Origin of the sequence: Aliivibrio fischeri (genome assembly GCA_038993745.2) — a bacterium.
GTDB lineage: Bacteria > Pseudomonadota > Gammaproteobacteria > Enterobacterales > Vibrionaceae > Aliivibrio > Aliivibrio fischeri_B.
Map to the genome: position 1 here is coordinate 1366661 of CP160630.1, position 24625 is coordinate 1391285.

A 24625-nucleotide genomic window follows, 5' to 3' on the forward strand; every position below is an offset into this window, starting at 1 on the left:
CGTAACGTGTACTCATATAAATTAATTGATGGTGTTGTTGTTCATGGTGAATTAGTCACTGATTTTACTATCACCCCTTTAAGTGATGAACAAAAAACGGTTATTGATGAATTGGTAGAACGCCAACACGCAGTATTACTTCAATCGAAAAAATTTGAAGCAGTAACAGAGCAACACGCACTAGCGGTTAAAGGTGTAATGACTCTAAACGAATACACATCGGCTTCTATTTCTTCTCTTGGTGATGAATCGGTAAATCTTAGCTTTGACGATCTCTGTGATTTAAAAGTGTCGGCTCAAGATTGGAATGTAATTCTAACGTCCTCTATGGCTTGTGACGAGTTTCATAATAGCTCTAGAGGTTCAATATATGTTTAAACGCTAACAGCGCGATTTAAACGTGGTTTAAACATGGTTACAGGTACTATCAAATGTTATTTAAAGCAATATGCAAAGATTTAAGTGGTAACGCCCCTGAATGGGTGCAAATTCTTCCTAGTGGACCTGATATTCAAGGGCTTGATGGTCGTAGTTGGAAATCGAAGTCACCAGAAGCATTAGTACATGCTTTTAATAAGCTTAAAATGCCGATGGTTGTCGATTATGAACATGGACAAGAACTAAAAGCTCCAAATGGTGAAGAAGCTCCTGCGGCTGGGTGGATTGAAGAGCTAGAAGTTCGTAACGGTGAGTTATGGGCGCGTGTGGATTGGACTGAACGAGCTAAAACAGCAATTAATGCTCGTGAGTATCGATTCTTATCTCCTGCGTTCTCTTATAACGACCAAAGAGAAATAATGAGTTTTTCAAGTGTCGGTTTAACTAATAAGCCTAATTTAGTAATGCAAGCATTAAATAGCCGTCAATCCAATGCAGTAGACGCAACGGATTGGTCTGCGGTATCTAAAGCGTTAGGTACAACAGTATCAGACCAAAATGGATTACTTGCTGCTCTGAATAATAAAGATGAAGCTAAATCAACAAAAGAAGCGGAAACGATTGTTGATAGCTTTATTGAAAAAGCAGTATTTGCGCCCTCTCAACGTGATTTCTTAATTGCCACTTGTCGCACGCAAGGTATAGAGCAATTTACCGCGTTCGCAAGTGCTAACACTGGCTTTTCTTATTTAAATGATGGCTTGTCCATTCCAAATAAAGCCATAAATAAAAAATCTAATCTTGATGATACTCAACTTGCAGTATGTCGCAGTGTCGGCGTAACAGAAGAGCAATTCATTAACGTAATTAATAAAGAGAAATAAATTATGCCTACACCAGTTGATATTAATAACATCGTAATTCAATCAAGCTCTGCTTTTGCTGCTCGTTTTGGTCAAGGTATGGAGCATGCAAATCCTGATTACCTTAAAGTAGCTACCGTTCTACCATCTTCATCAGGCGCAACGGGTTACGGTTGGCTAGGTGACTTTCCAAACTTAAAAGAATGGATTGGAGCTCGACAATTAAAAGATCTTAAAAAGCATCAATACAATATTGTTAATAAAACCTTTGAATCATCCGTTAAGGTTGCACGTGTTGATTACGAAGATAATGACTACGGACGTTATGGAATTATTTTCGAGCAAATGGGGCATGATGCAAAACTATATCCAGATGATCATGTATTTGGTTTATTAAAAGATGGCTTTACAGAAGTTTGTTATGATGGACAACCATTCTTTGATGCTGACCATCCGTCTGAGATTGCAGGACAACCAACATTATCGAATATTGATGTCCCTGCTACTGACCCATCAACAGCATGGTATTTATTAGATACAAGTCGCCCTATTAAACCGCTTATTTGGCAAGAGCGCGTTAAACCAGAATTTGCGTCTTTAACTGATAATAATGATGCGCATGTATTTATTAATGATGATTATTTATTTGGTACTCGCGCTCGCGGTAATTCTGGATTTTCTTTTGGCAATTGGCGTTTGCATCAAAACAAGCATTAACAGAAGCAAATTTTGAATCTTTATTAACTAAAATGATGGAGCAAAAGAATAGCGAAGGTAAATCTTTAAAAATTAAACCTACGCTATTAGTTGTCCCTGTATCTCTTCGTTCTGCTGCCGAACGTATTATTTTACGTAAGCAATTAGAAAACGGAGAAGATAATACAAATTATAAAGCGGTTGAGATTCTAGTCTCTCAAGACCTTTAATTAAATAACGAAAAAGGCTAATTATTATATTAGCCTTTTTTATTGGTGGTTATATATGGCTAATAAATTAGAAACTGAAATTATTCTTAATTTAAAAGGGAATCTTTCAGAAAAAGCGAAAAGCTATGGTGCTTCCATGAGTAAATTTGCACGAGATAATGAACGTGCAATGTCAATGGTACAAACAACAACAGCGGCAGCGTCAAAAGGTATTGATACGTTAGGTAATCGAAGTTTAATAGCAACAGGGGCAATAGGCGTTGCTTTTCATCAGACGTTTGTAAAAACAGCGGCAGAATTTGAAAAGTATCAAATAATGCTTAATAACTTGCAAGGCTCACCAGAAGGAGGAGCTGCCGCAATGGATTGGATTGAAGAATTTACCCAATCAACGCCCTTTGCAGTTAATGAAGTGACAGAAGCCTTTGTTAAATTAAAAGCGTTTGGGTTAGATCCTATGGATGGTTCAATGCAGTCCATTGTTGATCAAGCTGCAAAAATGGGAGGTACTGCGGAATCGGTCGAAGGGATAGCTCTTGCTTTAGGTCAAGCATGGACAAAAGGAAAGTTACAAGGTGAAGAAGCATTGCAGCTCTTAGAACGTGGCGTTCCTGTTTGGGATTACTTAATTGAAGCAAGTAAAGAGCTTGGACATAATAATGGTCTTGGTTATACCGCTGCTCAATTACAAGATATGGCCTCTAAAGGCGAATTAACAAAGGATGCGATAACGTCTCTTATTACAGTTATGGGACGCGCTTCAAGTGGGTCAGCTAAAGCGCAAATGGACTCATGGAGTGGTATGTTATCTAATATGGGCGATCATTGGGATTTCTTCCAAAAAGATATTATGGATAGCGGAGCTTTCCAAGTTCTTAAAGATGAGCTGGGAGATTTACTAGATACTCTCGATAAAATGAAAGAAACAGGCGAATACGATAAGCTTGTTGAAACTGTAGGACAAAATCTTGTTGATGGTTTTAAAGCGGCAGCATCCGCAGCTACAACGTTAAAAGAGGTTGGCAAAGAGTTTTTACCCGTTCTTAGAGCGATAGGAAAAGGTGCATCATCAATTAGCGAAGCTGTAGGAGGGTATGAGAATTTAGCTAAAATTCTTGTTTCCGTATACGCTCTAAATAAAGCCATTCGTGTAGGAACGCCTTTAATGCAAGGTGCGATCTCTGCGGGGAAATGGGCTCTTGGTCGTGGCTCTAAAGCGGACGGTAAAGGCGGAATGCAAGACCTCGGAGCAACCCCTGTTTTTGTTGTTAACATGCCAGCAAGCGGATTAGGTGGTTCAATATGTAGCGCATCAACTACAAGCGCATCAACAAAAACAAGTAAAGCGGTAAAAGCCCTTGACGTTCTAGGTAAAGGTTTAATTGTTGGTGAGGTTATGGATGCCTTGTTCGGTGATACTGAGTGGGCCCAGAAAGCTAAAAATACAACATTATCCGATGTATTTCCTAGTGTGTTTGATAATCAATCAAAGCCAAAACAAATAGCTCAACCATCAACGCAAGAAATACTTAAAGCCGTTAATATGGAAATAAATGCACGCTCTCAAGGTGGTGCTATGGGGTCAATGTGGGATAACTTTCCTATTCCTAATCAAGGACAATCAAGCCTTAAAATTGAAGTATCAGATGATCGTGTTCGCGTTACAAATGTAAATTCATCACCACATTTAAATATTGATTATGATAACGGCCGTAATTAATCATTTTTCACTGTTCAAAACTCTAGCAAACGATGCGCAAAATGCGCGCGGCTGCACACCCATCATCGCAACATGTGCAGGTACAGATGAACTTCCAGCAAATTGTGCATCTGCATGCATTCTTCCCATGGTATCTGTCATACCGTAAGATGCAGGACCAGCTGCCACATTATCAGGGTGTAAAGTTCGTCCTGTACCACCACCAGAGGCCACAGAGAAGTACGGTTTTCCTTGAGATAAACGTTCTTGTTTATAAATGCCAGCAACAGGGTGCTGAAAACGTGTAGGGTTCGTTGAATTCCCCGTAATACTCACATCAACATTTGCAGCATGCATAATTGCGGTGCCTTCACGAACATCATCCGCACCATAACATAAAATATCCCCACGCTCTGTTTGCGAAAAACGCTTTCTACTGACTTCAACCAATTCACCGGTTTGGTAATTAAATTCTGTTCTTACATAAGTAAAACCATTAATACGCGAGATAAGATAAGCGGCATCTTTACCTAAGCCATTTAATACCACTCTTAATGGTGTTTGACGTGATTTATTTGCATTTAATGCAATTTTAATCGCTCCTTCAGCAGCAGCAAAAGACTCATGACCAGCTAAAAATGCAAAACATTGAGTTTCTTCCGATAATAAGCGAGCTGCTAATGCACCATGACCAAGCCCAACTTGACGCTGCTCTGCCACGCTCCCTTTTTTACAAAATGCTTGTAGCCCCTCACCTATCATTGTTGCTGCCGTTACCGCACTATCCGCTTTTCTAAATAGTGCTAAAGCAGAGCCTAAAGTATAAGCATCACACGCATTATCAAAGGCAATCGGCTGAGTATCTAATACCAATTTTTTAGGATCGATCCCAGCTTCAAGGCAATAATCATATGCTTGATCAAGTGTTGAGAAATTCATTTCTTCAAGTAATGTTTGGATATTTGTATTCATAATGATGGCCTCAATTATTCTTGACGTGGATAGACAGTTTTTACTGCTTCAGAAAAGCGTCCATAAGTACCCTTAGCACCTTTTAACGCTTCATCAGCAGAAATACCTTTTCCAATATCAGCCATCATTTTGCCAAGATTCAAATACTCATAACCAATCACTTCACTGTCTTCATCAAGACCTAGGCGAGTTACGTATCCTTCGGCTAATTCCATATAACGAACACCTTTTGCATTAGTTGAATAACTCGTACCAACTTGGCTTCGTTTGGTTTTACCTAAATCTTCTAATGCAGCTCCAACCTCTAAACCACCTTCAGAGAAAGCAGATTGAGTTCGACCATAAGCAAATTGAAGAAAGATTTCACGCATCGCAACATTAATTGCATCACATACCAAGTCCGTATTCATTGCTTCTAAAATGGTTTTTCCTGTCAGGATCTCAGCAGCCATTGCTGCAGAATGTGTCATGCCAGAACAGCCAATCGTTTCGATCAGTGCTTCTTCAATAATGCCTTCTTTCACATTTAAAGTTAATTTGGCAGCCCCTTGCTGAGGAGCACAAGCACCTACGCCATGACTTAATCCAGAAATCGCTATTACTTCTTTTGGATTAATCATTCTTCCTTCAACAGGAATTGGTGCTGATGAGTGAAGATCGCCTCTTTGAATAGGGCACATGGTTTGAATTTCAGATGCGTATTGCATAATGTTTTCCCGTTGGTAAGGAAAACAGGTGTAGGAGGGTATATGACCTACAGACCAAGAGCGAACAGCAATCTCAATCTAGATAAGTAACTATATAGATACTTATTTGGATTGACATACAACGTCCGTTCAACAGATACACCTGTTCTCTATTCTGTAGGAGTCATCAGCCAACATTGGCGGTTAAGTAGGTGGAACCCCATCACCTTTACGTATTCAATACTAGCTCCAAAGAACACGCAGTCGCAACAGGGTTATTAGACTTATTTTATATATTAAAGCCAACTTTTATATTAGATAAACCATAAAGATTGAGTATTTATCACTAGTTAAGGTAAGTAATACAACGTAATGTAATATTACTTAAAACTTAAAATCGTGAGCGATAACTACGATGGCATCCATTACAGGTATCCTGCGCCTGCTCTAAACCAGCTTCTGCCGCCTCTTTATCTTGTTGTTGGCTTGCTTGATATAGCAAAGCAAAACCACTATCCATCTCTTTCATCAGTTGATTAAACTTTTCCGGTTTATCCCACACCGCTTTTTTGCTTTACTGCCTTCTTGGCTCCCTTCAGTAAAAGCCGTATTTAATAATTGACTATGTTGAATCAATTGCTGACTGATCGATTCAATTTCGCTCCAATTTAGTACATTTTCATCCATCATCTCTTCTACTTGCTCTGATTGATTTTCTATATGTACAAAAGCCTGTTGTCTTGCGTTAATTAGGTCAACACTCGCTTGAGCAAATGCGATATTTGGTAATAAAACACATAAACTAATTACTAATTTTTTCATTACGTTCTCTCTTAATTGATGTCTGTCTCGCTTCGAGTTGCACTTAATTTACATCACAATAGTTGCGCACACAACTATTGTGATGTAAATTATTTCTAAGTTAGTTAAAACATCCATTAATTAGGAACACGAAAATGAAGATTTGGGATTTACCAACACGCATATATCATTGGCTTCAAGCACTGCTTTTTATCGGATTAGCCGCAAGTGGTTTTAATGGTGAAGGACCACATATCTATTTAGGTTTGGCTCTTTTTACTCTTATTTTATGGCGTATTGTGTGGGGCTTTATCGGAAGTGACACGAGCCGTTTTAAACAATTTATTTCTTCTCCAAAACGTACAATTTCTTATTTATTAGGAAAAGAACCATCAAAAGCAGGTCATAATCCAGCGGGATCTTGGATGGTTATTGGGTTGATTTCCACCTTATTCATTCAATGCATTACTGGAATTGCATTAGCAGGATTATTCGATCACATCCTTTATGCCGATATTGTGCTAAATGACAATGTCTTTGATGTTTTTGTTACTCTACATGGAGTATGTGCACGCTTATTACCTGTATTAGTCGTATTGCATTTAGTCGCCATTCTCTTTTATAAATTACGCTCAAAGCCGCTTGTTTGGGCAATGATCACTGGCGTACAAAAGAAACTTACAGAACATCAAATGTCATCAAATCTAGTGTTTGTATCAAATAAGCGTGCATTATTAGTGCTAATTGCAACAGGATTAGTTACCATTGCAATAGTTGTAAGCGCAGGAGTTTGAACACAATGGAAGAATTTGATCGTCAAAGTAGCTTTGGTTGGATGATAAATGTCATTGCTAATCAAGCATCAAAACGTTTCGAAACAGAATTAAAACAGCACGGCTTAACTGTTGCGCTGTGGCCAACCATGATGTGCCTATGGGAAGAGGAAGGAGTAACTCAGCGTGATATTGCTGAAAAGTCAAAAGTGGAAAACTCCACAACCACCCGAACATTAGATAAGTTAGAAAAACTTGGTCTTGTTGAACGACAAGCTGATCCCAATAGTCGTCGTTCCTTTCGAATTTACTTAACTGATGAAGGTCGAGCATTAAAAGAAACCCTTTTGCCAATCCCTATTAAAGTAAATAAAGAAATACTTAGCTCTCTTGATCTAAATGAGCAAAAAGAGATGATTCGACTACTGCAAAAAATGGTCGCGGCTGTATAAATATTACTCTTTTAAACTAATAAATAGCCCAAATCATCATGGGCTATTTTTGTATCTACGCCACCTTCATATCCAAATCAAAGCCCTCACAGATACTAAGAGAACTAATCTATTTTTCTCTATTTATTATTTTAGCAATCGAACTTAATGTGACTTAGATCGCATTTAATTGGGCCTAATCGTCTTTTTTGCGTCATTAATTTGCTTTTCAACTGCTAAAAATGCCCATAATAAAAAGCAATTTAATTAGAGTACAAAGGATATGTATTTACATATGGCTATCGCTGCGCCCAGAATCTTGTGTCCAGATATAGATTCTGACACAACAAAAAAATGGATTTTTCGAGAACCTTCGAGGACAGACGGTGACGATGTTTACGCATTGATCACCGAGTGTCCTCCTCTTGATATAAATTCTTCATACTGCAACTTTCTTCAAGCTACTCATTTCAGTAAAACCTGCGTTTTGGCAGAGAAAGATGGCGATCTCGCTGGCTTTATCTCTGGGTATCAAAAACCTGATGAACCGAATACGCTGTTCATATGGCAAGTCGCCGTCTCCCCACGTTACCGAGGTAAAGGTTTAGCGTTTTCTATGCTAACCACGCTTTTAGAGCGAAAAAACCTTCTACATATCGAATTTATAGAAACCACAATAACCAAGCCAAATAACGCCTCTTGGTCACTATTTAAAAAAATTGATGCCCAATATGGAAATCAAGGGCAAGTCACTACGTTTCTAGATAAAGAATCACACTTTAAAGGCAAGCACGATACAGAGTATTTGTATCGTATCCCTCTAAAATCTTCACAAAAATAGGAATCATAAACGGACTCATCATGAATATTTTCAAGAAGCAAGAATCACAAGTGCGCTCATACTCAAACAATTTCCCAGTTGTTTTTCAAAAAGCAAAAGGCAGCTGGCTAGAAACTGAAAATGGAGAGCGTTACCTAGACTTCCTTGCCGGAGCCGGATCACTTAATTACGGTCACAACAACCCAGTCTTAAAGCAAGCTTTACTTGAATACATCGAAAACGACGGTATCACTCATGGCTTAGACATGCACTCTAGTGCAAAAGCCACATTTTTAAATGCCCTGAGCCGTTATATTCTCGAACCAAGAAACTTAGAATACAAGGTACAGTTCACGGGACCTACGGGTACCAATGCTGTTGAGGCCGCTTTAAAACTGGCACGAAAAGTCACTAACCGAACCAATATTGTCGCGTTCACTAATGGCTTTCATGGTTGTACAGCCGGAGCACTGGCGGCAACGGGGAATCAACACCATCGCCAAGGTGCCGGTTTTAGCTTAAACAATATTACACGCATTCCTTTTGAAGGTTATGCTGATATCGATGGACTTAACTTGTTTGAGACCATGTTATCTGACAATTCAAGCGGTTTAGATAAACCAGCTGCGGTACTTTTAGAAACCGTACAAGGTGAAGGCGGTTTAAACGTCGCTTCAAATGAATGGCTACAACGTCTAAGTAAGATCTGTAAAGCCAACGACATTCTAATGATTGTTGATGATATTCAAGCGGGTTGTGGACGTACTGGTACTTTCTTTAGTTTTGAGTCATCTGGCATTAAACCAGACATGGTAACTCTATCAAAATCCATTGGTGGCTACGGCTTACCAATGGCGGTTGTCTTACTAAAACCTGAATTAGATGAATGGAAACCTGGTGAACATAACGGTACTTTCCGTGGTAACAACCATGCCTTTATTACTGCAGCAAAAGCGCTTGAAATTTATTGGGCGAACGATAACTTTGAAAACCACATCAAACAATCGTCTAACAAAGTCAGCGACGTAATCCTTCGCACCATTAAACGTCACCCTAAGTTATTTATTCAACAGAAAGGCCGTGGCATGATGATTGGCATTGAATGTAAAGACGGCATTATCTCAAGTGAGATAGCAAAAACCTGCTTTGAAAACGGAATGGTCATTGAAACCGCAGGTCCTGATGACGAAGTGGTTAAATTCTTTTGTCCATTAACCATTACTGAATCAGAGTTAGACCAAGGATTGGCTATCTTTGAAGACGCCGTTGATAGCATTGCAGCAAAACATTTTAAAAAAGCATCTTAATCAAGGAAGATACGATGATAGTAAGAACATTAGATGAATGTCGCGACAGCGAACGACGTGTAGCATCGGAAACATGGGAAAGCGTAAGAATGTTGTTGAAAAATGACAACATGGGTTTCTCTTTTCATATCACGACCATCTATCAAGATACTGAAACACACATCCATTACAAAAACCATTTAGAGTCCGTCTATTGCATGAGTGGTGAGGGTGAGATTGAAGTGGTTGGAGGGGAGACTTACCCCATAAAACCAGGAACATTATACATTCTTGATAAACACGACGAGCATTATTTACGAGCGTATAAAGATAAAGAAATGGTGATGGCGTGCGTTTTCAACCCGCCGATTACGGGTGCCGAAGTTCATGATGAAAACGGTGTTTATCCTGTTCTCGATTAAGTTGTATAACAATCAGCAACGGTAGAAATGCTCATTATTTTTCATCATTATTAATAATGAGCTGTTTTACTTAACTCTTGCAGTGATGACAATAGATCCTCTAATACGGGGCCAAATGCATGACGCCGAGAGACTAAGCAACCCATAGGCGTTAACCAACCATGAAACTCATGAGCAATCGGCAGCGCAACTAACTTTTTCTGCTCAATGAAGCTTGTCACCGTATGCTCTGGAACGATAGTCCAACCCACACCACGGCACGCTAACTCGATTAAGGCTTGATGGGTATTGGCATACCATAATTTTGAACTGATCCCGTAACTGAACCACAACTCTTTCCCCTTAGAGCTACGATGCACTAACTGTCGATATCCTTTCAATGCCGCATCATTCACCATTGGTAAAGCCGCTAGCTCATGCTCTGGCGCTGCTACAGTAAGAAAACGGGTTTGTCCTAAGGTGAAAAAATCCATATCAACTTTAAGCTCACCATCAGCATAGACGATGCCTACTTGTGCTTTTCCCTTTCTAACCAGATCTTCAACATCAAAGGTTGAAGTCGTAATAATTTCAACATCGGTAACGGGAAACTTATCTGCCAATATCGCTAAAATTTGCAATAAATCATCATTAATTAAGCTTTCATCAATCGCAATAACCAACTCATATTCATGCTCTCTTTCTAACGACTCAACCTTTTGATCAAAGTATTTCTGTTGGTGCAAAATAGACTGAGCAATCGGCAATAAAGCCTTACCCTTCTCTGTCAGTACTGGCGTATTTTTCTCACGATTAAACAGTTCTTGGTTAATGGCGATCTCTAAATTAGCAATGGCCTGACTCACACCTGATTGAGCACGCTTTAACTGACGAGCTGCGGCAGAGAATGAACCGCACTCACACACGGTGACAAAGATTTTTAATTGCTCAAAACTGTACATAACATTTAGCTCAAGTAAGTAGACCTGCGCTTAAGCTATCACGATTTGTGATGGCTGTTAACTTTATCTCTTTTATTCACTCTTTATAATCGCGCTTCTTTATTTTAGAACAGCCCCATTTTTTGAGAATACACCAATGAAGATGAAAACCAATGAGCGCATTTTTCATGCCGTTTTATTTGAAGTATTAGCTGTTAGCTTATCTATTATTGGACTAGCTATTTTTACTGATCATGATGTTACGGCACTATCAGGAACCATGATAGTCGTTGCTACTATCGCCATGATTTGGAATTTCATTTATAACTGGATTTTTGATCAATTCTTCACTGGTGAAAAAACACAACGCACACTGTCATTACGTATTTTCCACGTTATCTTATTTGAGTTAGGCTTGCTGTTTGTCACTGTGCCAGTAATGGCTTACTTATTAAGCGTTGGGATTTGGGAAGCCTTTATGATGGATATCGGCGTAACTATCTTTATCACCATTTACGCCTTTGCGTTTAACCTTATATACGACAACGTAAGAGCGCTATTAGTAAAAAGAATGGCGAGAGATGAGTCAGTCACAGCGTGATAGATTAGATGTGATTATAGAGAGCTAGATAGTAAACAACCCGCTGATTGGCAGGTTGTTTATTTTTTAGTTGCTCGGCATCTGAACTGAATTATTTTCAGTCCATTCGGGTAATAAAGGTTTGCTCGTCATCCACAAAAGCCACAAAGCCACCGTGATAGATAAATACTCGACCACGCCCCTCAACTAGGCAAGCAAGCTGTGGAAGCAAATCTTCTTCGTTATCCTGACTTTGAAATGTACCTGTATCGGTAATTACACCACTGAGTGCAGGCAAATACCCATAAGTGCGCTTGGCTTGATCAATCAGACTCAATTCGCTGGCGATAGAGAAGCAAGATGGAATCGCACCGGCTTCTTCGATAAACATAGTTTTCAGTTCTTCAAAAGCTGTAATCACCAGCCAGTCGATGTCGTTAACATGATGGATAAACATAGGATTTCTCGGTTATTCTGGTGCGAAGATATTATCATTATTAGGAGAGAACGTAGTAGATATTTAATTAACAGTGGGACACTCAAAATCGCAATCAAGACAAAGCAAAATTCGTAAAACCACTAAACATTAATTTTGAACAACAAACACAAGATTAACGCCATAAGTTAATATTCAACTTATAGCATTTAATTGCATTTGGCATACTTACTTGTGACTAAAACGCTGTCTTGTCACTATGCCCCATTGCGGGTCATCTAATGTGTCTTCTTGGTAGCCTTGTTTAATATTATTCTCAGTGGTGTAAGTACCTACTACATCGCGCCAGAATTTAACCGCGTGATCAGCACCTTCAACTTGCTTCATCTCCCACGAACCACCTAATTGCTTAAATAGCGTTGAGATAAAAGATTTACCTACTTGGTTCTTTCTAAAGAATGGCACAACATAAAAATCACACACTTCAAAATGATTATTCGTTTCATTTGCAATTGCTGTGTGCCCCGCTGGTACACCATCAACATAAAGTAAGTAGCCACTTACTTTTCCGCCAAGCTCGGTATCTAAAGGGAATACACCATTATCATCTGGCTTTTTCTGCATAATTTTTGAAAACTCAGCTTCATAAGCTTGAGCTAAGTTCATATAAACATGCTGATTGCTACTGTCTACTTTAACTATCTTCATAGTACTTTCTCTTTGTAATCCAAAAACCAAAATTAGAATCGTGGAAATAATATCATAAAGATAGCAGCCTACTTTTACTCTTCACTATTAAAAGCCCAATATCAGCAAAAATTCACTTACGGTAAAACAACAAAGAAAAGAACATTTATCTACATATTCACTCACTGCAGTTCAATATACCAGCAAGCCACCACATACAACTTATCAACCTAAGAAACAACTGGTTACATATATTTCTCATTTACGAGATAAATACGGTGCGTTGCTGATATTTCCAGTATAGAATCCCGCTCAATGTCCAGTCTGTGTATTCGTAGAACCTTTTCTGACTAAGTAAGGGAATGCTGAACACAATAGATTTGTGATAAATGGACGCTGGCCAAATAGAGATAAAAATAAATCTCTATTTAGCGATAACAGCACTAATGTGGCATTGAGAAAATTTAAAATGAGTCGTACAACAATGAAACCAACAATTGTTATTGCCCTAGGTGGCAATGCACTATTGCGTCGTGGTCAGGTTCTTTCTTATGAAAATCAACTTGAAAACGTAAAGGTAGCGGCAGAGTCTATTGCGAAATTAAGCAAAGAGTACCGTATTGCTATTGTTCATGGAAATGGCCCACAAGTTGGTTTATTAAGCCAACAAAATGATGCCTTTGATGCTGTTCCTTCTTATCCTCTTAGTTGTTTAGTTGCCGAATCTCAAGGGATGATAGCAACCATGCTTGCACAAGAATTACGTAACCGTGTCGATTGTAACGTAACGACAATTCTTACCCATGTCGATGTTGATAAAGCCGACCCCGCTTTTAATGATCCTACCAAGTTCATTGGCCAAGTGTATTCTGAAAAAGAAGCGTACGATCTTGCTGAAGAGTTTGGCTGGTCTATTCGCCAAGATGGTGACTACTTTAGACGTGTTGTTGCTTCCCCTGCTCCTAAAAATATCCGTGAGAGTGAATTAATTTCATTGGCTTTGCAGCACGATAATATTGTTATATGTTGCGGCGGAGGCGGTATTCCGTTTGTACTGACAACCACGGCATCACTTCAAATATCGATTGTGTTATTGATAAAGACTCAACGGCATCACTGCTTTCTCAGCAGATTTCAGCTGACTACTTCTTAATTTTGACCGATGGTGATGGGGTATTTTTCCATTACGGCAAGCCAAACCAAATCAAACTAGACATTGCGACTACCGAAGAATTAAAAGGCTACTCTTTTGATAAAGGCTCCATGCAGCCAAAAATTGATTCGATGATCAACTACGTTGAAAATGTCGATATCTCTATCGGTATCATTGCAGATTTGCACTTAGCTTTAGATGCGCTAAATGGCACGGCTGGTACAAAAATTGTAAAAAATAAGTTTTATAATGACTCTATTTCTCATCAACAAAATGATGGCGAATTAACACCAGCATAATAATTCGATGATAAAACCAAAAGCCCTAACGTGTTGTTAGGGCTTTTATATCACATCGTAAATAAGAAAAAACTTACAACACTTGCTCTTTAATCACAGTAAATACCCCAGCATCTTTATTACTTGGAGCCATAAAACGTGCTGTCTCTTTTACTTTTTGATGTGCATTTTCCATCGCATAAGAGTAATAACTCTCTTGCAGCATTTCTAAATCATTTAAGTAATCACCAAAGCTCATTGTTTCTTCAAAACTAAAGTCCAGTGTGTTTTGTAGATGTTTGATTGCCGCTCCTTTAGAAGCAACCGCATTCATTACATCAAGCCAGATCTTAGCACTCACCACCACTTGATGACTCTCACCAAAGTTGGCATCAAAAGATGGGAAAACGAACTCTTCAGTTCCATCAAAATGACAAATCGCTACTTTAATAAACTCGTCATCTACCGCAAGTAAGTCTTCGACATATTCACAACGCTGGTAATATTTTGAAAATTCAGCCAGTGCTTTTGGATCTTGTGTTTCAATGTATGCAGAACGCTTTCCACAAAGCACAATGTGCGTACCTTCAATCGCACGAGCAGTTTTGATGATATTGATTACCGATGGTGTATCCATTGAGCAGCTATAAAGTTCTTCACCTTTATACATCACTAGCGTGCCATTTTCAGCAATAAACATCATGCGATCTTTTACTGGCTCAAACGTTTCTAACAAGCTGTAGTATTGACGCCCAGAGGCAGCGGCAAAAATGATATTTTTATCTTCTAATTGCTGATAAAGATCGAAAAAACTTGGATCTAATTGGCTATGTTCATTAAGCAGTGTGCCGTCCATATCAGCAGCAATAAATTTTACGTTATGTTTTTGCATTAATTGGTACTCAGAGATAATTTAAATTCAATAAACACCCAGAAGTATATACTGTTCAGGACGTTACACCGAACAACTCCACCGTAAAATGAGAGGCTACAGCCCCTTTTTCACTGGATATAAAGAGGCAAAATTTGGAATGTGTTGCTCCCACAACGGAGGATGACCAATGTGCTTTTGCACGGCACTAATGAACTCTCTAACCAATGCGGTCTGTTTTCGATGCGGATAAAGTGCGTATACCGCTAAGCCTTGATTACATAATGGGTAATCCGTAAGTAACGTTGTTAATCCCATGCTTTCGATAGAACGCTCAAGGTTTGATGAGGCAACCACTGCATAACCTAAACCATCTTGAACAGCTGACAATAAGGTTCGAACATCATTTACCTTATAGTTACCTTTCATTTTATAGCTTTTAAATTGAGATGAATCTGGGCTTTCACCTAATCGAACGGTATCTACCGTTAATGTGCCATTGCTGTAAATAACAGAGGGTAAATTTACCAATTCTTCTGGTGTACTTGGCTCTCCAAAGCGTTCAATAAATGAATGTGAAGCGAGGATCACCCCTCGAATATCTGCCACTTTTTTCGCTATCAAACTTGAATCATCTAATCGACCTAATCGAAAAGCGACATCAAAGTGCTCTGAAATGATATCGGAGCGTTTATCATCCATCATCAGAACCACCTCAACATCTGGATAAGTGGTCATAAACTGACTAATAACAGGTTGTAAATACCCTTGCCCAATATGCAATGGAGCTGTAATTCTAATTCGCCCTTTTGGTACTGCTTGATATGAATCTGCAATGGATTTCACGTTATCTAATGAGCCAACTAACTGATGGGCTTGCTCTAAGATCTCTTCGCCTGCTGGTGTTAATGAGAAAGTACGAGTCGAGCGGTTAAGTAACTGAACACCTAGCTCTGCTTCTAATTTTTTGATCTGTTTTGAAAGCGCAGAATTATCCATATCATGCAATGCAGCTGCTTTAGTGAATGAGCCTTGTTGCACCACATCGATAAATAGAGAAAGTTGATTAACCAGAGACATACCTTTACCTAAAACACCCGTCGATTTGATTTAAAGTGAAACCAATCCAAATACATTGTGATATTAAACCTTAATTTTAGTGCGAATACGAAAATTATTCAGACTATTCGGTTATGGTACGTATAAAAAGGAGCCACGAAGGCCCCTTTGAATTTATATTTAATCGCTTAATGCGTTAACTTCTTGCAAAATTACTCATCATCTAAAGGAATAAGTTTGGTGCTTCCGCCGTGCAACTTTTCACGACGACGTTGTACCATTGCATAGAAGCCAGGGATAAGTAGCGTACCCACTAATAACACACACAGTAGACCACCAATCAACGACACACCCAATGAGTTTTGGCTGATGTAGCCTGCACCCGATGCAAACACAAGCGGTAAAATACCCAAGATAAACGACCACGATGTCATGTTTACCGCACGGAATCGTAATCGACCACCGTTTACTGACGCATCATCTAAGCCCACTTCTTTCTCTTCACGCTCATTTTTCGCAAATTCAACAATCAAAATGGCATTTTTGGCGGCCAATGCGATTAAGAGAACCAGACCGATTTGTGCGTATAAATTCAACGGCATCCCCGTTAAATTAAGCGCAAGGAAAGATCCAAAGGTTGCCACTGGCACCACAAGAATAATAGCAAGAGGAATACTCCAACTCTCGTATTGTGCCACCATGAATAGATAGATAAAGATCAGCGCTAGCGCAAACGCATAAATCGCTTGGTTACCCGCTTTCACTTCTTGATACGCCATACCTGTCCATTCATATTGGTAACCATGTGGAAGCACTTCAGCTGCAACACGTTCCATCGCTGCAATGGCATCACCACTTGAATACCCAGCCGCTGGCTGTCCTTGGATCACCGCTGAACGATACATGTTGTAACGCCACGCTACATCAGGTTCAAATACCGTGTCATAAGTGACTAATGTACTTAATGGCACCATTTGCCCCGAGCTTGCACGAACGTGGAATTTATCCAAATCATCCATGCTGCTACGATACTGCCCATCTGCTTGCATCGTAACTCGGAAGTTCTTACCAAACATAGTAAAGTCATTCACGTACATTGAACCTAAGTTACCTTGCAGTGTTTGGAAAATAGAGCCTAATGACACACCTAATTGCTTTGCTTTTTCACGGTCAATATCCACATAGTAGTGTGGAACATTGGCACGGAACGTACTGAATGTATATTGAATTTCAGGCTGTTGATTGGCGGTTTGAATCACTTGATTCATAACATTAGCCAAATCAGTACGACTACGACCTAAGGTATCTTCAAGAACAAATTCAAAACCAGACGCAGCCCCCATTCCCGGAACCGCTGGCGCACCCATTGCAAAAATAACGGCTTCTGGTAACTCCATCGCTGCACGCCCGTTAATGCGGTTGGTAATTGCAAATGAAGAGTTATCTCCATCCATGTCATTACGCTCACCCCAAGGCTTTAATTTCACAAACAGTGACGCACCATTTGATGCTGCCGCGCCTGTTAAAAACGCATAACCATTGGCGACGGTAACCCCATCAACACCTTGCTCTTGCTCTATGATTTCAAGCACTTTGGCAGATACTTCTTCAGTACGAGAAAGTGACGCTGAATCAGGTAATTGAACGTTAACCAGTAAAATACCCTTATCTTCTTGTGGTACAAACGCCGTTGATGTGGTCTTTGCAAAGAAGGTTACTGCACCTAAAGCAATCACAAAGAATGTCATCAGGATCATGGTTTTTCGTACAAAGAAACCAGCAATCTCACCGTATTTATCCGTTACTTTATCTAAACCACGGTTAAAGGCTTTAAACCAACGAGCCGTATTATCCCCTCCCTGTTTTAGAACCAGAGAACACAATGCTGGCGACAGTGTCAGTGCATTAATGGATGAAATAATTACCGCAATACAGATGGTTAATGCGAACTGACGATACATGATGCCTGTGATACCCGGAAGCATAGCAACAGGAATAAATACCGCAAGCAGTACCAGAGTAGAAGTAATGATTGGGCCTGTTACTTCTTTCATCGCAATTAGAGTGGCTTTTCTTGGGCTTAATGAAGGGTCACGCTTCATAATAGTATCGACGTTTTCAATAACCAAAATGGCATCATCCACCACAATACCAATGGCAAGAATAAGACCAAATAACGTCACGGTATTAATGGTAAACCCTGTCATAAGCATGACAGCAAAGGTACCAATTAAGGATACTGGAATAGCTACAACTGGAATTAACGTCGCACGAGCACTACCTAGGAACAGATACGTTACAGCAATAACCAATAGAATCGCTTCAATTAAGGTTTTTACTACCCCTTTAATGGATTCTGCAACAAACAGCGTAGTGTCATAACTGGTTTCATACGCCAGACCTTCAGGGAAAGTCGCACTGAGCTTTTCAAGCATCTCCATTACCGCCTTTCCACTCTCCAATGCGTTCGCATCAGATTGCAAAGAAAGCGTTACGATAGAAGCGTCTTTTCCTCTAAATTGACCATTACCGTCGTAGAATTTCTTGCCTAACTCAACACGGGCAATGTCTTTTAAATAAACAGAAGATCCATCGTTATTTGCTCGAAGAACGACATTTTCAAACTCTTCAACCGACTCTAAACGTCCTTTCGTTACGAGGTTAAACTGCACATCTTGCGCACTCGCATAAGGTGCAGCACCAATTTTACCCGCTGCAACTTGTACGTTTTGTTCAGCTAACGCGGCATGAACATCGGATGTGGTTAAACCTAAGTTGGTCATTTTATCTGGATCAAGCCAAACACGCATGGCGTATTCACCACCACCAAGCACACCAACTTCACTGATGCCAGTAACACGAGCCAACTGATCTTTGATATTCAGATTTACGTAGTTAATTAAGAATTGATCGTCATATTTCCCATCAGGCGAGTAGAAGTTCAATACCATTAAAAGGTCTGGAGAACGCTTCTTAACAGTCACCCCCACCATACGCACTTCTTGTGGCAATTTAGATTCAATCTGCGCAACACGGTTCTGAACGTTAACCTGTGCCATGTCAGGATCGGTGCCCACATCAAAGGTGACATTTAATGAATATGAACCGTCGTTGGCACTTTTTGAAGACATGTAAATCATGTTCTCTACGCCATTGACGGAGGTTTCTATGGGATCAGCAATCGCCTGTTCAACTACCTCAGCACTTGCCCCCGTGTAGTAAGCACTTACACTAACCGATGGCGGACTGATTTTTGGGTATTCAGCAACAGGTAATACTGCTAATGCAATGGCTCCGGCAAGAGTGAGGATAATAGAAATAACCAGAGCAAATTTAGGACGCTGTATAAAAAATCGACTTAGCATATTAAGACTCCGTGTTCTCTAAACGAACCTGGACTCCGTTTCTTACACGTTGTAATCCTTTTACTAACACTTGTTCATTGGCGTTAATTCCCGAACTGATGATCACGCCTTCAGGTAATTGCTTGCCTAGAGTGACATTACGACGCTCTGCAATATTACCTTCGGTTAATACCATGACAAAATCGCCTTCTAAATCACTTTGTACTGCACGTCTTGGAGCCACTAAGACTTCTGTTGGCTGCTTCTCTCTAAGATTTACATTGATATGTTGACCAGGAAGTAGCGTATGTTCAGGGTTATCAACCAAAGCACGCAGTGTTAATGTGCCGGTTGTTTTGTCGATACGGTTACCAATGAAATCGACTTTGCCAAGATGTTTATACTCTTTACCATTTTCAAGGTTCAATACCACTTCCACTTGGCTTGATGCCCCTTTTCCATCTCCTTCAATCGCATCAATTCCCATCATCAAACGCTCACGCTCACTGATGGTAAAACGAGTATGAATTGGGTCTAAGCTAACTAAAGTGGTTAACACACCAGATGCTGGAGATACTAAATCACCAATACTGGCTTTACTGTCACTAATTCGACCTGTGAATGGCGCTGTAATGGTAGTGTAAGATAGGTTAACTTGTGCCAACTTCAATTGCGCTTGAGCGGCCTCGACTTGCGCTTCCGCACTCAATAATTGCGCGGTTAGACCATCAAATTCAGCTTGGCTAATATTGCCTTTAGGTAATAGATTTTTGCCACGATTAAAATCTAACTGAGCTTTTTTAAGCGCGGCATTAGCCTGAGTTATTCCGGCTTTTGCGTTGGCAACTTGGGCTTCGAAAGAAGAAGGATCAATTTGAAAAAGCACATCACCCTTCTCAACCATTTGGCCTTCTTTAAACTGGCGAGACTGAATATATCCTGAAACTTGAGCTGAGATTGAAGCATCTTCCATGGCTTCGATTCGACCAATGTAGGTTTTTCCTTGTTGGTACGAAATAGGTTCAACGGTGTAAGTTCCAACAAGTGGGGCTTGCGGAGCTCGTTGAGCAGTTGATTCATCACTACAGCCAACGAGTAAAGCTGCACTAATGATTGAAGCAAGAAGCGTTTTGGATTTCATAATATAACCATTTAACTGTTGAATTATCTATATTCTGACAGTTAAATGGTTAAAATTATTAATCTAAATAAAACGAGTATGTTACTGAATGTGTCTGTAATTTACGTTGATATTTATTGATAATAAAATAATTAATAAACCCTTTATTATCAACAAATAACAATCAAATCTAAAAGCTTACAAATTTACATTAGCCTGGTAAGTCCAAGCCACAAAACGACTGATTTTTTGCCCTTGAGCCATTTCAATGGTTTTAATCGTTTTAACGCCGATCTTTTCTAATTCTTTATACAGCTCCGCTACATTTTCTTTCTTAGAAATCAATGTAGTAAACCATTGTACTTGTAATGAAAACTCACGACTTTGCTGAGCCATTTTAAGGATAAAGGCCAATTCACCACCTTCACACCACAATTCCGCTTTTTGACCACCAAAGTTCAATGCTTTTGCATTCTGCATCTCTTGGAAAGCGTGGCCTTTTTTCGCTTTATTTGCCGCTAGATTTTTTTGCTTACGCTCAGTTCCTGCTGTCGCTTCTGCTTCTGATGCATGGAAAGGAGGATTACACATAGTAAAGTCAAAAAACTCAGTTGGCTTGATAATACCTTTAAAAATGTTCTCTTCATTCTTTTGCAGGCGACACTCAATGCCTTTTAAACTTGGGTTATTATTGGCAATGAACGAGGCCATTTTAATCGATTGAGGATCAATGTCTGAGCCAACAAAACTCCACTGATATTCACGATTACCAATAATTGGATAAACACAGTTTGCCCCCACACCCACATCTAAACCTTTTACTTTCTTACCTGTTGGGATTGTCCCTTCATTAGTAATAGCAAGTAAATCAGCAATATTGTGAATGTAATCCGCACGCCCCGGAATCGGTGGACACAGGTAGCCCTGCGGAATATCCCAAAACGGTACATTGTAGAAATGCGCTAATAACGCTTTATTTAACGCTTTAACCGCTTGAGGGTCTGAAAAATTAATCGATTCATTACCGTATTGATTGGTCTCAACAAACGGTTTTAATTCTGCACACGCCTTAATCAGAGCGGGAAAATCATAGTTTCCCGTGTGTTTATTACGTGGGTGCAATGATTTCTTAGTAACGTTTGATTTAGTATTTGTCATATCAACTTACGAGTAATACCAATCACAATCTGTGATCAGAAATAGCGAAAAAAAGAAAAAGGCATCGAGTGAACTGACACCCGATGCCTTCTAAACTGAGTACACTCTATAATTAGAATGCTTGTGGTGCATAACCTGTCATTTCTTTAAGGCCAAGCTCTTTACCTAGTGCTGTCATTGGGTGAACAACAACTAAACCACGAACTGATTTTTTAAGTTTACCCATATCAGCTTGTTCAGCTTTAGTGATTGCACGATTGAAAGCTAGGTTACGTACTTCAGTACCTTTATTACCTGTTTCAAACTGTTGCTTACCTTTAAGCTTTGTTAGTTTCTTTTCAAGCGTTTGAATTTCATGCAAGAATTGCTTAACGACTGGTTGATCATCACGCTTTTGCGCAGCCGCTAAACGGTGCTTACAACGATCTAAACGGTTATGAATTTTTTGCAGTTCTTCTTTTACACTCATGAAATTACCTTTGTATTGAAAATGGTGCGCATTGACGCTAACTGGTAGTATACCCTCTATTAGAACAACGATCATAGGTTTATTACATGCTAACCATCTCAAACCAAGTCCAATTAGCCGATTGGGAAATTGAACTTACTGCAATTCGAGCACAAGGTGCTGGTGGTCAGAATGTAAATAAAGTCTCTAGTGCCATTCATCTTCGCTTTGATATTAGCCGTTCGACACTTCCTGCTTTCTATAAAGAGCGTTTACTGAAAATGCGTGATCACCGTATCACCAAAGAAGGTATTATCATCATTAAGGCGCAACAATTTCGGACGCAGGAGAAAAATCGAGAAGATGCCCTTGATCGTTTAAAGCAACTCATTCAATCTGCTACTGAAACTCAAAAAGCACGTAAAGAGACAAAACCCACACGTAGCTCACAACATAAGCGTATGGATAAAAATCGCAGCGCGGTCAAACCAAGAGCATGAGAAAGAAGGTAGATTACTAATGTATCAACAAACATTAAAAGAAACATTTGGCTTTGATTCTCTAAGAGGCGGTCAACAGCAAGTAATTGAGAAAGTGCTAAACGGTCACTCATCTGCTGCTATTTTTCCAACTGGATCAGGTAAGTCTCTTTGTTACCAACTGCCTGCGCTTATTTTACCAAATCTTACCTTAGTTATTTCTCCACTTTTGGCTTTAATGAAGGATCAAATCGCTTTTTTAAAAAGTAAAGGTATTGCTGCTGCATCAATCGATTCCACCCAAACAAGAGAAGAAACTCAAGCCATTTTACAAGGCGTAAGAAACGGTGAAATTAAAATATTAATGATCTCTGTTGAACGTTTAAAGAATGAACGCTTTCGTCAGTTTATTGCTCAAATTAATATTTCATTATTAGTGGTGGATGAAGCGCACTGTATTTCGGAATGGGGTCACAATTTCAGACCCGATTACCTAAAACTACCACAGGATCGCGAAGCTCTGAATATTCCTCAGGTATTACTTCTAACCGCTACAGCAACACCTGCGGTTATTGAAGATATGAGTAAAAAATTCAATATTGCTCAAGATGATATTGTGATCACAGGTTTCTACCGTTCGAATCTAGATATCTCAATCATTCCGGTTGAAGAAGAGCAAAAACGCTCAGCGCTGTTTGCAACATTAAAACAACGACCAGACCAACCAAGTATTGTATATGTCACGTTACAGCAAACCGCTGAAAACGTCGCTCAATGGCTGCAAAGTAACGGTATTCAAGCTAAGGCTTACCACGCAGGTTTAAAAAATGACGTCCGTGAAACGATTCAACATCAATTTATGCACGGTGAAATAAATTGTATCGTAGCTACCATAGCATTTGGTATGGGAGTCGATAAATCGGATATTCGACAAGTCATTCATTTTGATTTACCTAAATCTATTGAAAACTATTCACAAGAAATTGGCCGTGCAGGACGTGATGGTTTACCTTCTTTTTGTACTGTGTTAGCCAACACCTCTGGCTTAAATGTATTAGAGAACTTTGTGTATGGCGATACACCAGACAGAGAAGCAATCCAATATGTGCTAGATGATATTTACCAAGCAAATGAAACGTGGGAAACACAACTACTACGTTTATCTAAAGACAGCAATGTTCGTCAGTTACCCTTAAAAACGCTACTCGTTTATTTAGAGTTGAAAAAAATCATTCAAGCTAAATACAGCTACTATGCCGATTATCGGTTTAAAACTCTTATTCCAGTAAACGATATTATTGCTAAGTTTCAAACGGAACGTCAGCAATTCGTATCAACTATTTTTCAGTGTTCACCAAAAGCAAAAACTTGGCACACAGTCGATTTTGATGCCTTATGGATGGGATTCCGAGGTGAACGAAAACGTGTGATCGCTGCATTAGATTATTTTAATGAACAAGGTTGGATAGAGCTTGAAAGTAAGCAAATGACTGAGGTTTATCAGGTTTTAAACAAAGTTGAAAGTACGCATGTTCTCTCTCAAGAGCAGCATCAACTATTCAAAAATAAAGAACAGAGTGAAATAAATCGAATTCATGCCATGTTGGATTTTTTTGAAACCAAAAGCTGTTTAAGCCATGCCCTTGCTCATTACTTTGCTGATTTTAATGCGCCAGAAAAATGTGGTCACTGCTCTGCTTGTCGATCTGAAGCTGCCGTTTTGCCTCGCAGTTCGTCTCACTTTATTGCTGATGATGAAAATGTAAAAGCATGGTGTCAAGAACTTCAAAACAGCAGCAAAGAGCCATTAGCAAATGCCGTTTTTGCACGTTTTTTATGTGGTATTCCAACCCCATTAACCAGCAAAATTAGAGCAAATAAAATGCAAGGATTTGGGAAGTTTGAATCTCAGCCTTTTTTTGAAGTACTTGAATTAGTCGGAAAATTGAACGGATAATTTATAAAGTGTGAGCGTGTTTACATTTCATCAACACCATGTGAACCCCATACGCTATAAATGATAATATCATCCTAT

The 24625-nt window shown here is 39.4% G+C and carries 23 protein-coding genes, 3 pseudogenes and 1 riboswitch; of the genes and pseudogenes, 14 read left to right on the top strand and 12 right to left on the bottom strand.

Features of this window, described 5'->3' with window-relative positions; translation table 11 throughout:
* The first annotated feature begins 6 nt into the window (after nucleotides 1-6).
* The 4 genes and pseudogenes from AAFX60_020595 to AAFX60_020610 all read left to right on the top strand — a co-directional run bounded on the left by AAFX60_020595 (nucleotide 7) and on the right by AAFX60_020610 (nucleotide 3887).
* Complete coding sequence (locus AAFX60_020595) at nucleotides 7-378, top strand: 6-phospho-beta-glucosidase (protein ID XDF79522.1); 372 nt, start codon at nucleotides 7-9, stop codon at nucleotides 376-378.
* A gap of 53 nt (nucleotides 379-431) precedes the next feature.
* Nucleotides 432-1262 carry a phage protease gene (locus tag AAFX60_020600; GenBank protein XDF79523.1) on the top strand — a complete coding sequence of 277 codons (831 nt, stop codon included), beginning with the start codon at nucleotides 432-434 and terminating at the stop codon, nucleotides 1260-1262.
* A gap of 78 nt (nucleotides 1263-1340) precedes the next feature.
* Nucleotides 1341-2167, top strand: a pseudogene (locus AAFX60_020605) (Mu-like prophage major head subunit gpT family protein).
* Nucleotides 2168-2222: 55 nt separating this feature from the next.
* Entirely contained in the window at nucleotides 2223-3887 is a 1665-nt protein-coding gene (locus AAFX60_020610; protein XDF79524.1) for a tape measure protein, read from the top strand.
* Here AAFX60_020610 and AAFX60_020615 read toward each other — a convergent pair whose 3' ends face one another.
* From AAFX60_020615 to AAFX60_020625, 3 genes and pseudogenes are all read right to left on the bottom strand, one after another.
* Nucleotides 3888-4838 (bottom strand): GGGtGRT protein, encoded by a 951-nt coding sequence (locus tag AAFX60_020615; GenBank protein XDF79525.1) that lies wholly within the window; start codon nucleotides 4836-4838, stop codon nucleotides 3888-3890. It lies immediately after the preceding gene.
* Nucleotides 4839-4852: 14 nt separating this feature from the next.
* The gene (locus AAFX60_020620) at nucleotides 4853-5545 is read right to left on the bottom strand and encodes an iron-sulfur cluster assembly scaffold protein (GenBank protein ID XDF79526.1); all 693 of its coding nucleotides are present in this window, start codon (nucleotides 5543-5545) and stop codon (nucleotides 4853-4855) included.
* 150 nt (nucleotides 5546-5695) lie between these two features.
* Nucleotides 5696-5761, bottom strand: a riboswitch (Fluoride riboswitch).
* Nucleotides 5762-5915: 154 nt separating this feature from the next.
* A pseudogene (locus AAFX60_020625) lies at nucleotides 5916-6346 on the bottom strand (cytochrome c).
* Between the two features lie 134 nt (nucleotides 6347-6480).
* On the opposite strand from AAFX60_020625, the gene AAFX60_020630 reads away from it, so the two are divergent.
* From AAFX60_020630 to AAFX60_020650, 5 genes are all read left to right on the top strand, one after another.
* Nucleotides 6481-7119, top strand: coding sequence for a cytochrome b/b6 domain-containing protein (locus AAFX60_020630; protein ID XDF79527.1), 639 nt, complete (start codon nucleotides 6481-6483; stop codon nucleotides 7117-7119).
* Nucleotides 7120-7124: 5 nt separating this feature from the next.
* Nucleotides 7125-7550 (top strand): MarR family transcriptional regulator, encoded by a 426-nt coding sequence (locus AAFX60_020635; protein ID XDF79528.1) that lies wholly within the window; start codon nucleotides 7125-7127, stop codon nucleotides 7548-7550.
* A gap of 274 nt (nucleotides 7551-7824) precedes the next feature.
* Nucleotides 7825-8370 (top strand): diaminobutyrate acetyltransferase, encoded by a 546-nt coding sequence (ectA, locus tag AAFX60_020640; GenBank protein XDF79529.1) that lies wholly within the window; start codon nucleotides 7825-7827, stop codon nucleotides 8368-8370.
* A gap of 20 nt (nucleotides 8371-8390) precedes the next feature.
* A complete protein-coding gene (gene ectB / locus AAFX60_020645) occupies nucleotides 8391-9656 on the top strand; it encodes a diaminobutyrate--2-oxoglutarate transaminase (GenBank protein XDF79530.1) in 1266 nt (421 codons plus the stop codon).
* Nucleotides 9657-9670: 14 nt separating this feature from the next.
* Nucleotides 9671-10057: an ectoine synthase gene (locus tag AAFX60_020650; protein ID XDF79531.1), complete on the top strand. Its 387-nt coding sequence runs from the start codon at nucleotides 9671-9673 to the stop codon at nucleotides 10055-10057.
* A gap of 50 nt (nucleotides 10058-10107) precedes the next feature.
* Here the strand turns inward: AAFX60_020650 and AAFX60_020655 are convergent, their stop codons facing one another.
* Nucleotides 10108-10998: a LysR family transcriptional regulator gene (locus tag AAFX60_020655; protein ID XDF79532.1), complete on the bottom strand. Its 891-nt coding sequence runs from the start codon at nucleotides 10996-10998 to the stop codon at nucleotides 10108-10110.
* A 142-nt stretch (nucleotides 10999-11140) separates the two neighbouring features.
* Between AAFX60_020655 and AAFX60_020660 the strand changes: the two genes are divergently transcribed.
* Nucleotides 11141-11578: a PACE efflux transporter gene (locus AAFX60_020660; protein ID XDF80172.1), complete on the top strand. Its 438-nt coding sequence runs from the start codon at nucleotides 11141-11143 to the stop codon at nucleotides 11576-11578.
* Nucleotides 11579-11675: 97 nt separating this feature from the next.
* On the opposite strand, the gene AAFX60_020665 is transcribed toward AAFX60_020660, so the two are convergent.
* Together AAFX60_020665 and AAFX60_020670 are read right to left on the bottom strand one after the other, a co-directional pair.
* Nucleotides 11676-12014 carry a cytosolic protein gene (locus AAFX60_020665; GenBank protein ID XDF79533.1) on the bottom strand — a complete coding sequence of 113 codons (339 nt, stop codon included), beginning with the start codon at nucleotides 12012-12014 and terminating at the stop codon, nucleotides 11676-11678.
* Nucleotides 12015-12221: 207 nt separating this feature from the next.
* Nucleotides 12222-12701: a GNAT family N-acetyltransferase gene (locus AAFX60_020670; protein ID XDF79534.1), complete on the bottom strand. Its 480-nt coding sequence runs from the start codon at nucleotides 12699-12701 to the stop codon at nucleotides 12222-12224.
* Nucleotides 12702-13149: 448 nt separating this feature from the next.
* Between AAFX60_020670 and AAFX60_020675 the strand changes: the two genes are divergently transcribed.
* Nucleotides 13150-13833, top strand: a complete 684-nt coding sequence (locus tag AAFX60_020675; GenBank protein ID XDF79535.1) for a hypothetical protein — start codon at nucleotides 13150-13152, stop codon at nucleotides 13831-13833.
* Nucleotides 13761-14132 (top strand): hypothetical protein, encoded by a 372-nt coding sequence (locus tag AAFX60_020680; protein XDF80173.1) that lies wholly within the window; start codon nucleotides 13761-13763, stop codon nucleotides 14130-14132. Before AAFX60_020675 ends, AAFX60_020680 begins: the two co-directional genes overlap by 73 nt.
* Before the next feature lie 73 nt (nucleotides 14133-14205).
* Here the strand turns inward: AAFX60_020680 and AAFX60_020685 are convergent, their stop codons facing one another.
* The 6 genes from AAFX60_020685 to AAFX60_020710 all read right to left on the bottom strand — a co-directional run bounded on the left by AAFX60_020685 (nucleotide 14206) and on the right by AAFX60_020710 (nucleotide 22132).
* The gene (locus AAFX60_020685; GenBank protein ID XDF79536.1) at nucleotides 14206-15003 is read right to left on the bottom strand and encodes a Cof-type HAD-IIB family hydrolase; all 798 of its coding nucleotides are present in this window, start codon (nucleotides 15001-15003) and stop codon (nucleotides 14206-14208) included.
* Between the two features lie 96 nt (nucleotides 15004-15099).
* The gene (locus AAFX60_020690; GenBank protein ID XDF79537.1) at nucleotides 15100-16062 is read right to left on the bottom strand and encodes a LysR family transcriptional regulator; all 963 of its coding nucleotides are present in this window, start codon (nucleotides 16060-16062) and stop codon (nucleotides 15100-15102) included.
* 191 nt (nucleotides 16063-16253) lie between these two features.
* Nucleotides 16254-19406 carry an efflux RND transporter permease subunit gene (locus AAFX60_020695; protein XDF79538.1) on the bottom strand — a complete coding sequence of 1051 codons (3153 nt, stop codon included), beginning with the start codon at nucleotides 19404-19406 and terminating at the stop codon, nucleotides 16254-16256.
* A gap of 1 nt (nucleotide 19407) precedes the next feature.
* On the bottom strand, nucleotides 19408-20526 hold the full coding sequence (locus AAFX60_020700) for an efflux RND transporter periplasmic adaptor subunit (GenBank protein ID XDF79539.1): 1119 nt from the start codon (nucleotides 20524-20526) through the stop codon (nucleotides 19408-19410).
* Nucleotides 20527-20703: 177 nt separating this feature from the next.
* A complete protein-coding gene (gene rlmF / locus AAFX60_020705) occupies nucleotides 20704-21663 on the bottom strand; it encodes a 23S rRNA (adenine(1618)-N(6))-methyltransferase RlmF (GenBank protein ID XDF79540.1) in 960 nt (319 codons plus the stop codon).
* 112 nt (nucleotides 21664-21775) lie between these two features.
* Entirely contained in the window at nucleotides 21776-22132 is a 357-nt protein-coding gene (locus tag AAFX60_020710) for a YibL family ribosome-associated protein (GenBank protein XDF79541.1), read from the bottom strand.
* An 86-nt stretch (nucleotides 22133-22218) separates the two neighbouring features.
* Here AAFX60_020710 and arfB point away from each other — a divergent pair.
* Nucleotides 22219-22631, top strand: a pseudogene (gene arfB, locus AAFX60_020715) (alternative ribosome rescue aminoacyl-tRNA hydrolase ArfB).
* Nucleotides 22631-24547, top strand: a complete 1917-nt coding sequence (locus AAFX60_020720; protein ID XDF79542.1) for an ATP-dependent DNA helicase RecQ — start codon at nucleotides 22631-22633, stop codon at nucleotides 24545-24547. Before arfB ends, AAFX60_020720 begins: the two are co-directional and overlap by 1 nt.
* Nucleotides 24548-24625: the final 78 nt, after the last annotated feature.

Excerpts from the sequence above, each read along its gene's own strand:
- AAFX60_020710 (XDF79541.1), bottom strand. The coding sequence starts at position 22,132 with ATGAGTGTAAAAGAAGAACTGCAAAAAATTCATAACCGTTTAGATCGT.
- AAFX60_020630 (XDF79527.1), top strand. The coding sequence starts at position 6,481 with ATGAAGATTTGGGATTTACCAACACGCATATATCATTGGCTTCAAGCA.
- AAFX60_020600 (XDF79523.1), top strand. The coding sequence starts at position 432 with ATGTTATTTAAAGCAATATGCAAAGATTTAAGTGGTAACGCCCCTGAA.
- AAFX60_020695 (XDF79538.1), bottom strand. The coding sequence starts at position 19,406 with ATGCTAAGTCGATTTTTTATACAGCGTCCTAAATTTGCTCTGGTTATT.
- AAFX60_020635 (XDF79528.1), top strand. The coding sequence starts at position 7,125 with ATGGAAGAATTTGATCGTCAAAGTAGCTTTGGTTGGATGATAAATGTC.
- AAFX60_020690 (XDF79537.1), bottom strand. The coding sequence starts at position 16,062 with ATGTCTCTGGTTAATCAACTTTCTCTATTTATCGATGTGGTGCAACAA.
- rlmF (XDF79540.1), bottom strand. The coding sequence starts at position 21,663 with ATGACAAATACTAAATCAAACGTTACTAAGAAATCATTGCACCCACGT.
- ectA (XDF79529.1), top strand. The coding sequence starts at position 7,825 with ATGGCTATCGCTGCGCCCAGAATCTTGTGTCCAGATATAGATTCTGAC.
- ectB (XDF79530.1), top strand. The coding sequence starts at position 8,391 with ATGAATATTTTCAAGAAGCAAGAATCACAAGTGCGCTCATACTCAAAC.
- AAFX60_020665 (XDF79533.1), bottom strand. The coding sequence starts at position 12,014 with ATGTTTATCCATCATGTTAACGACATCGACTGGCTGGTGATTACAGCT.
- AAFX60_020700 (XDF79539.1), bottom strand. The coding sequence starts at position 20,526 with ATGAAATCCAAAACGCTTCTTGCTTCAATCATTAGTGCAGCTTTACTC.
- AAFX60_020620 (XDF79526.1), bottom strand. The coding sequence starts at position 5,545 with ATGCAATACGCATCTGAAATTCAAACCATGTGCCCTATTCAAAGAGGC.
- AAFX60_020655 (XDF79532.1), bottom strand. The coding sequence starts at position 10,998 with ATGTACAGTTTTGAGCAATTAAAAATCTTTGTCACCGTGTGTGAGTGC.
- AAFX60_020675 (XDF79535.1), top strand. The coding sequence starts at position 13,150 with ATGAGTCGTACAACAATGAAACCAACAATTGTTATTGCCCTAGGTGGC.
- AAFX60_020650 (XDF79531.1), top strand. The coding sequence starts at position 9,671 with ATGATAGTAAGAACATTAGATGAATGTCGCGACAGCGAACGACGTGTA.
- AAFX60_020685 (XDF79536.1), bottom strand. The coding sequence starts at position 15,003 with ATGCAAAAACATAACGTAAAATTTATTGCTGCTGATATGGACGGCACA.
- AAFX60_020610 (XDF79524.1), top strand. The coding sequence starts at position 2,223 with ATGGCTAATAAATTAGAAACTGAAATTATTCTTAATTTAAAAGGGAAT.
- AAFX60_020720 (XDF79542.1), top strand. The coding sequence starts at position 22,631 with ATGTATCAACAAACATTAAAAGAAACATTTGGCTTTGATTCTCTAAGA.
- AAFX60_020670 (XDF79534.1), bottom strand. The coding sequence starts at position 12,701 with ATGAAGATAGTTAAAGTAGACAGTAGCAATCAGCATGTTTATATGAAC.
- AAFX60_020615 (XDF79525.1), bottom strand. The coding sequence starts at position 4,838 with ATGAATACAAATATCCAAACATTACTTGAAGAAATGAATTTCTCAACA.
- AAFX60_020660 (XDF80172.1), top strand. The coding sequence starts at position 11,141 with ATGAAAACCAATGAGCGCATTTTTCATGCCGTTTTATTTGAAGTATTA.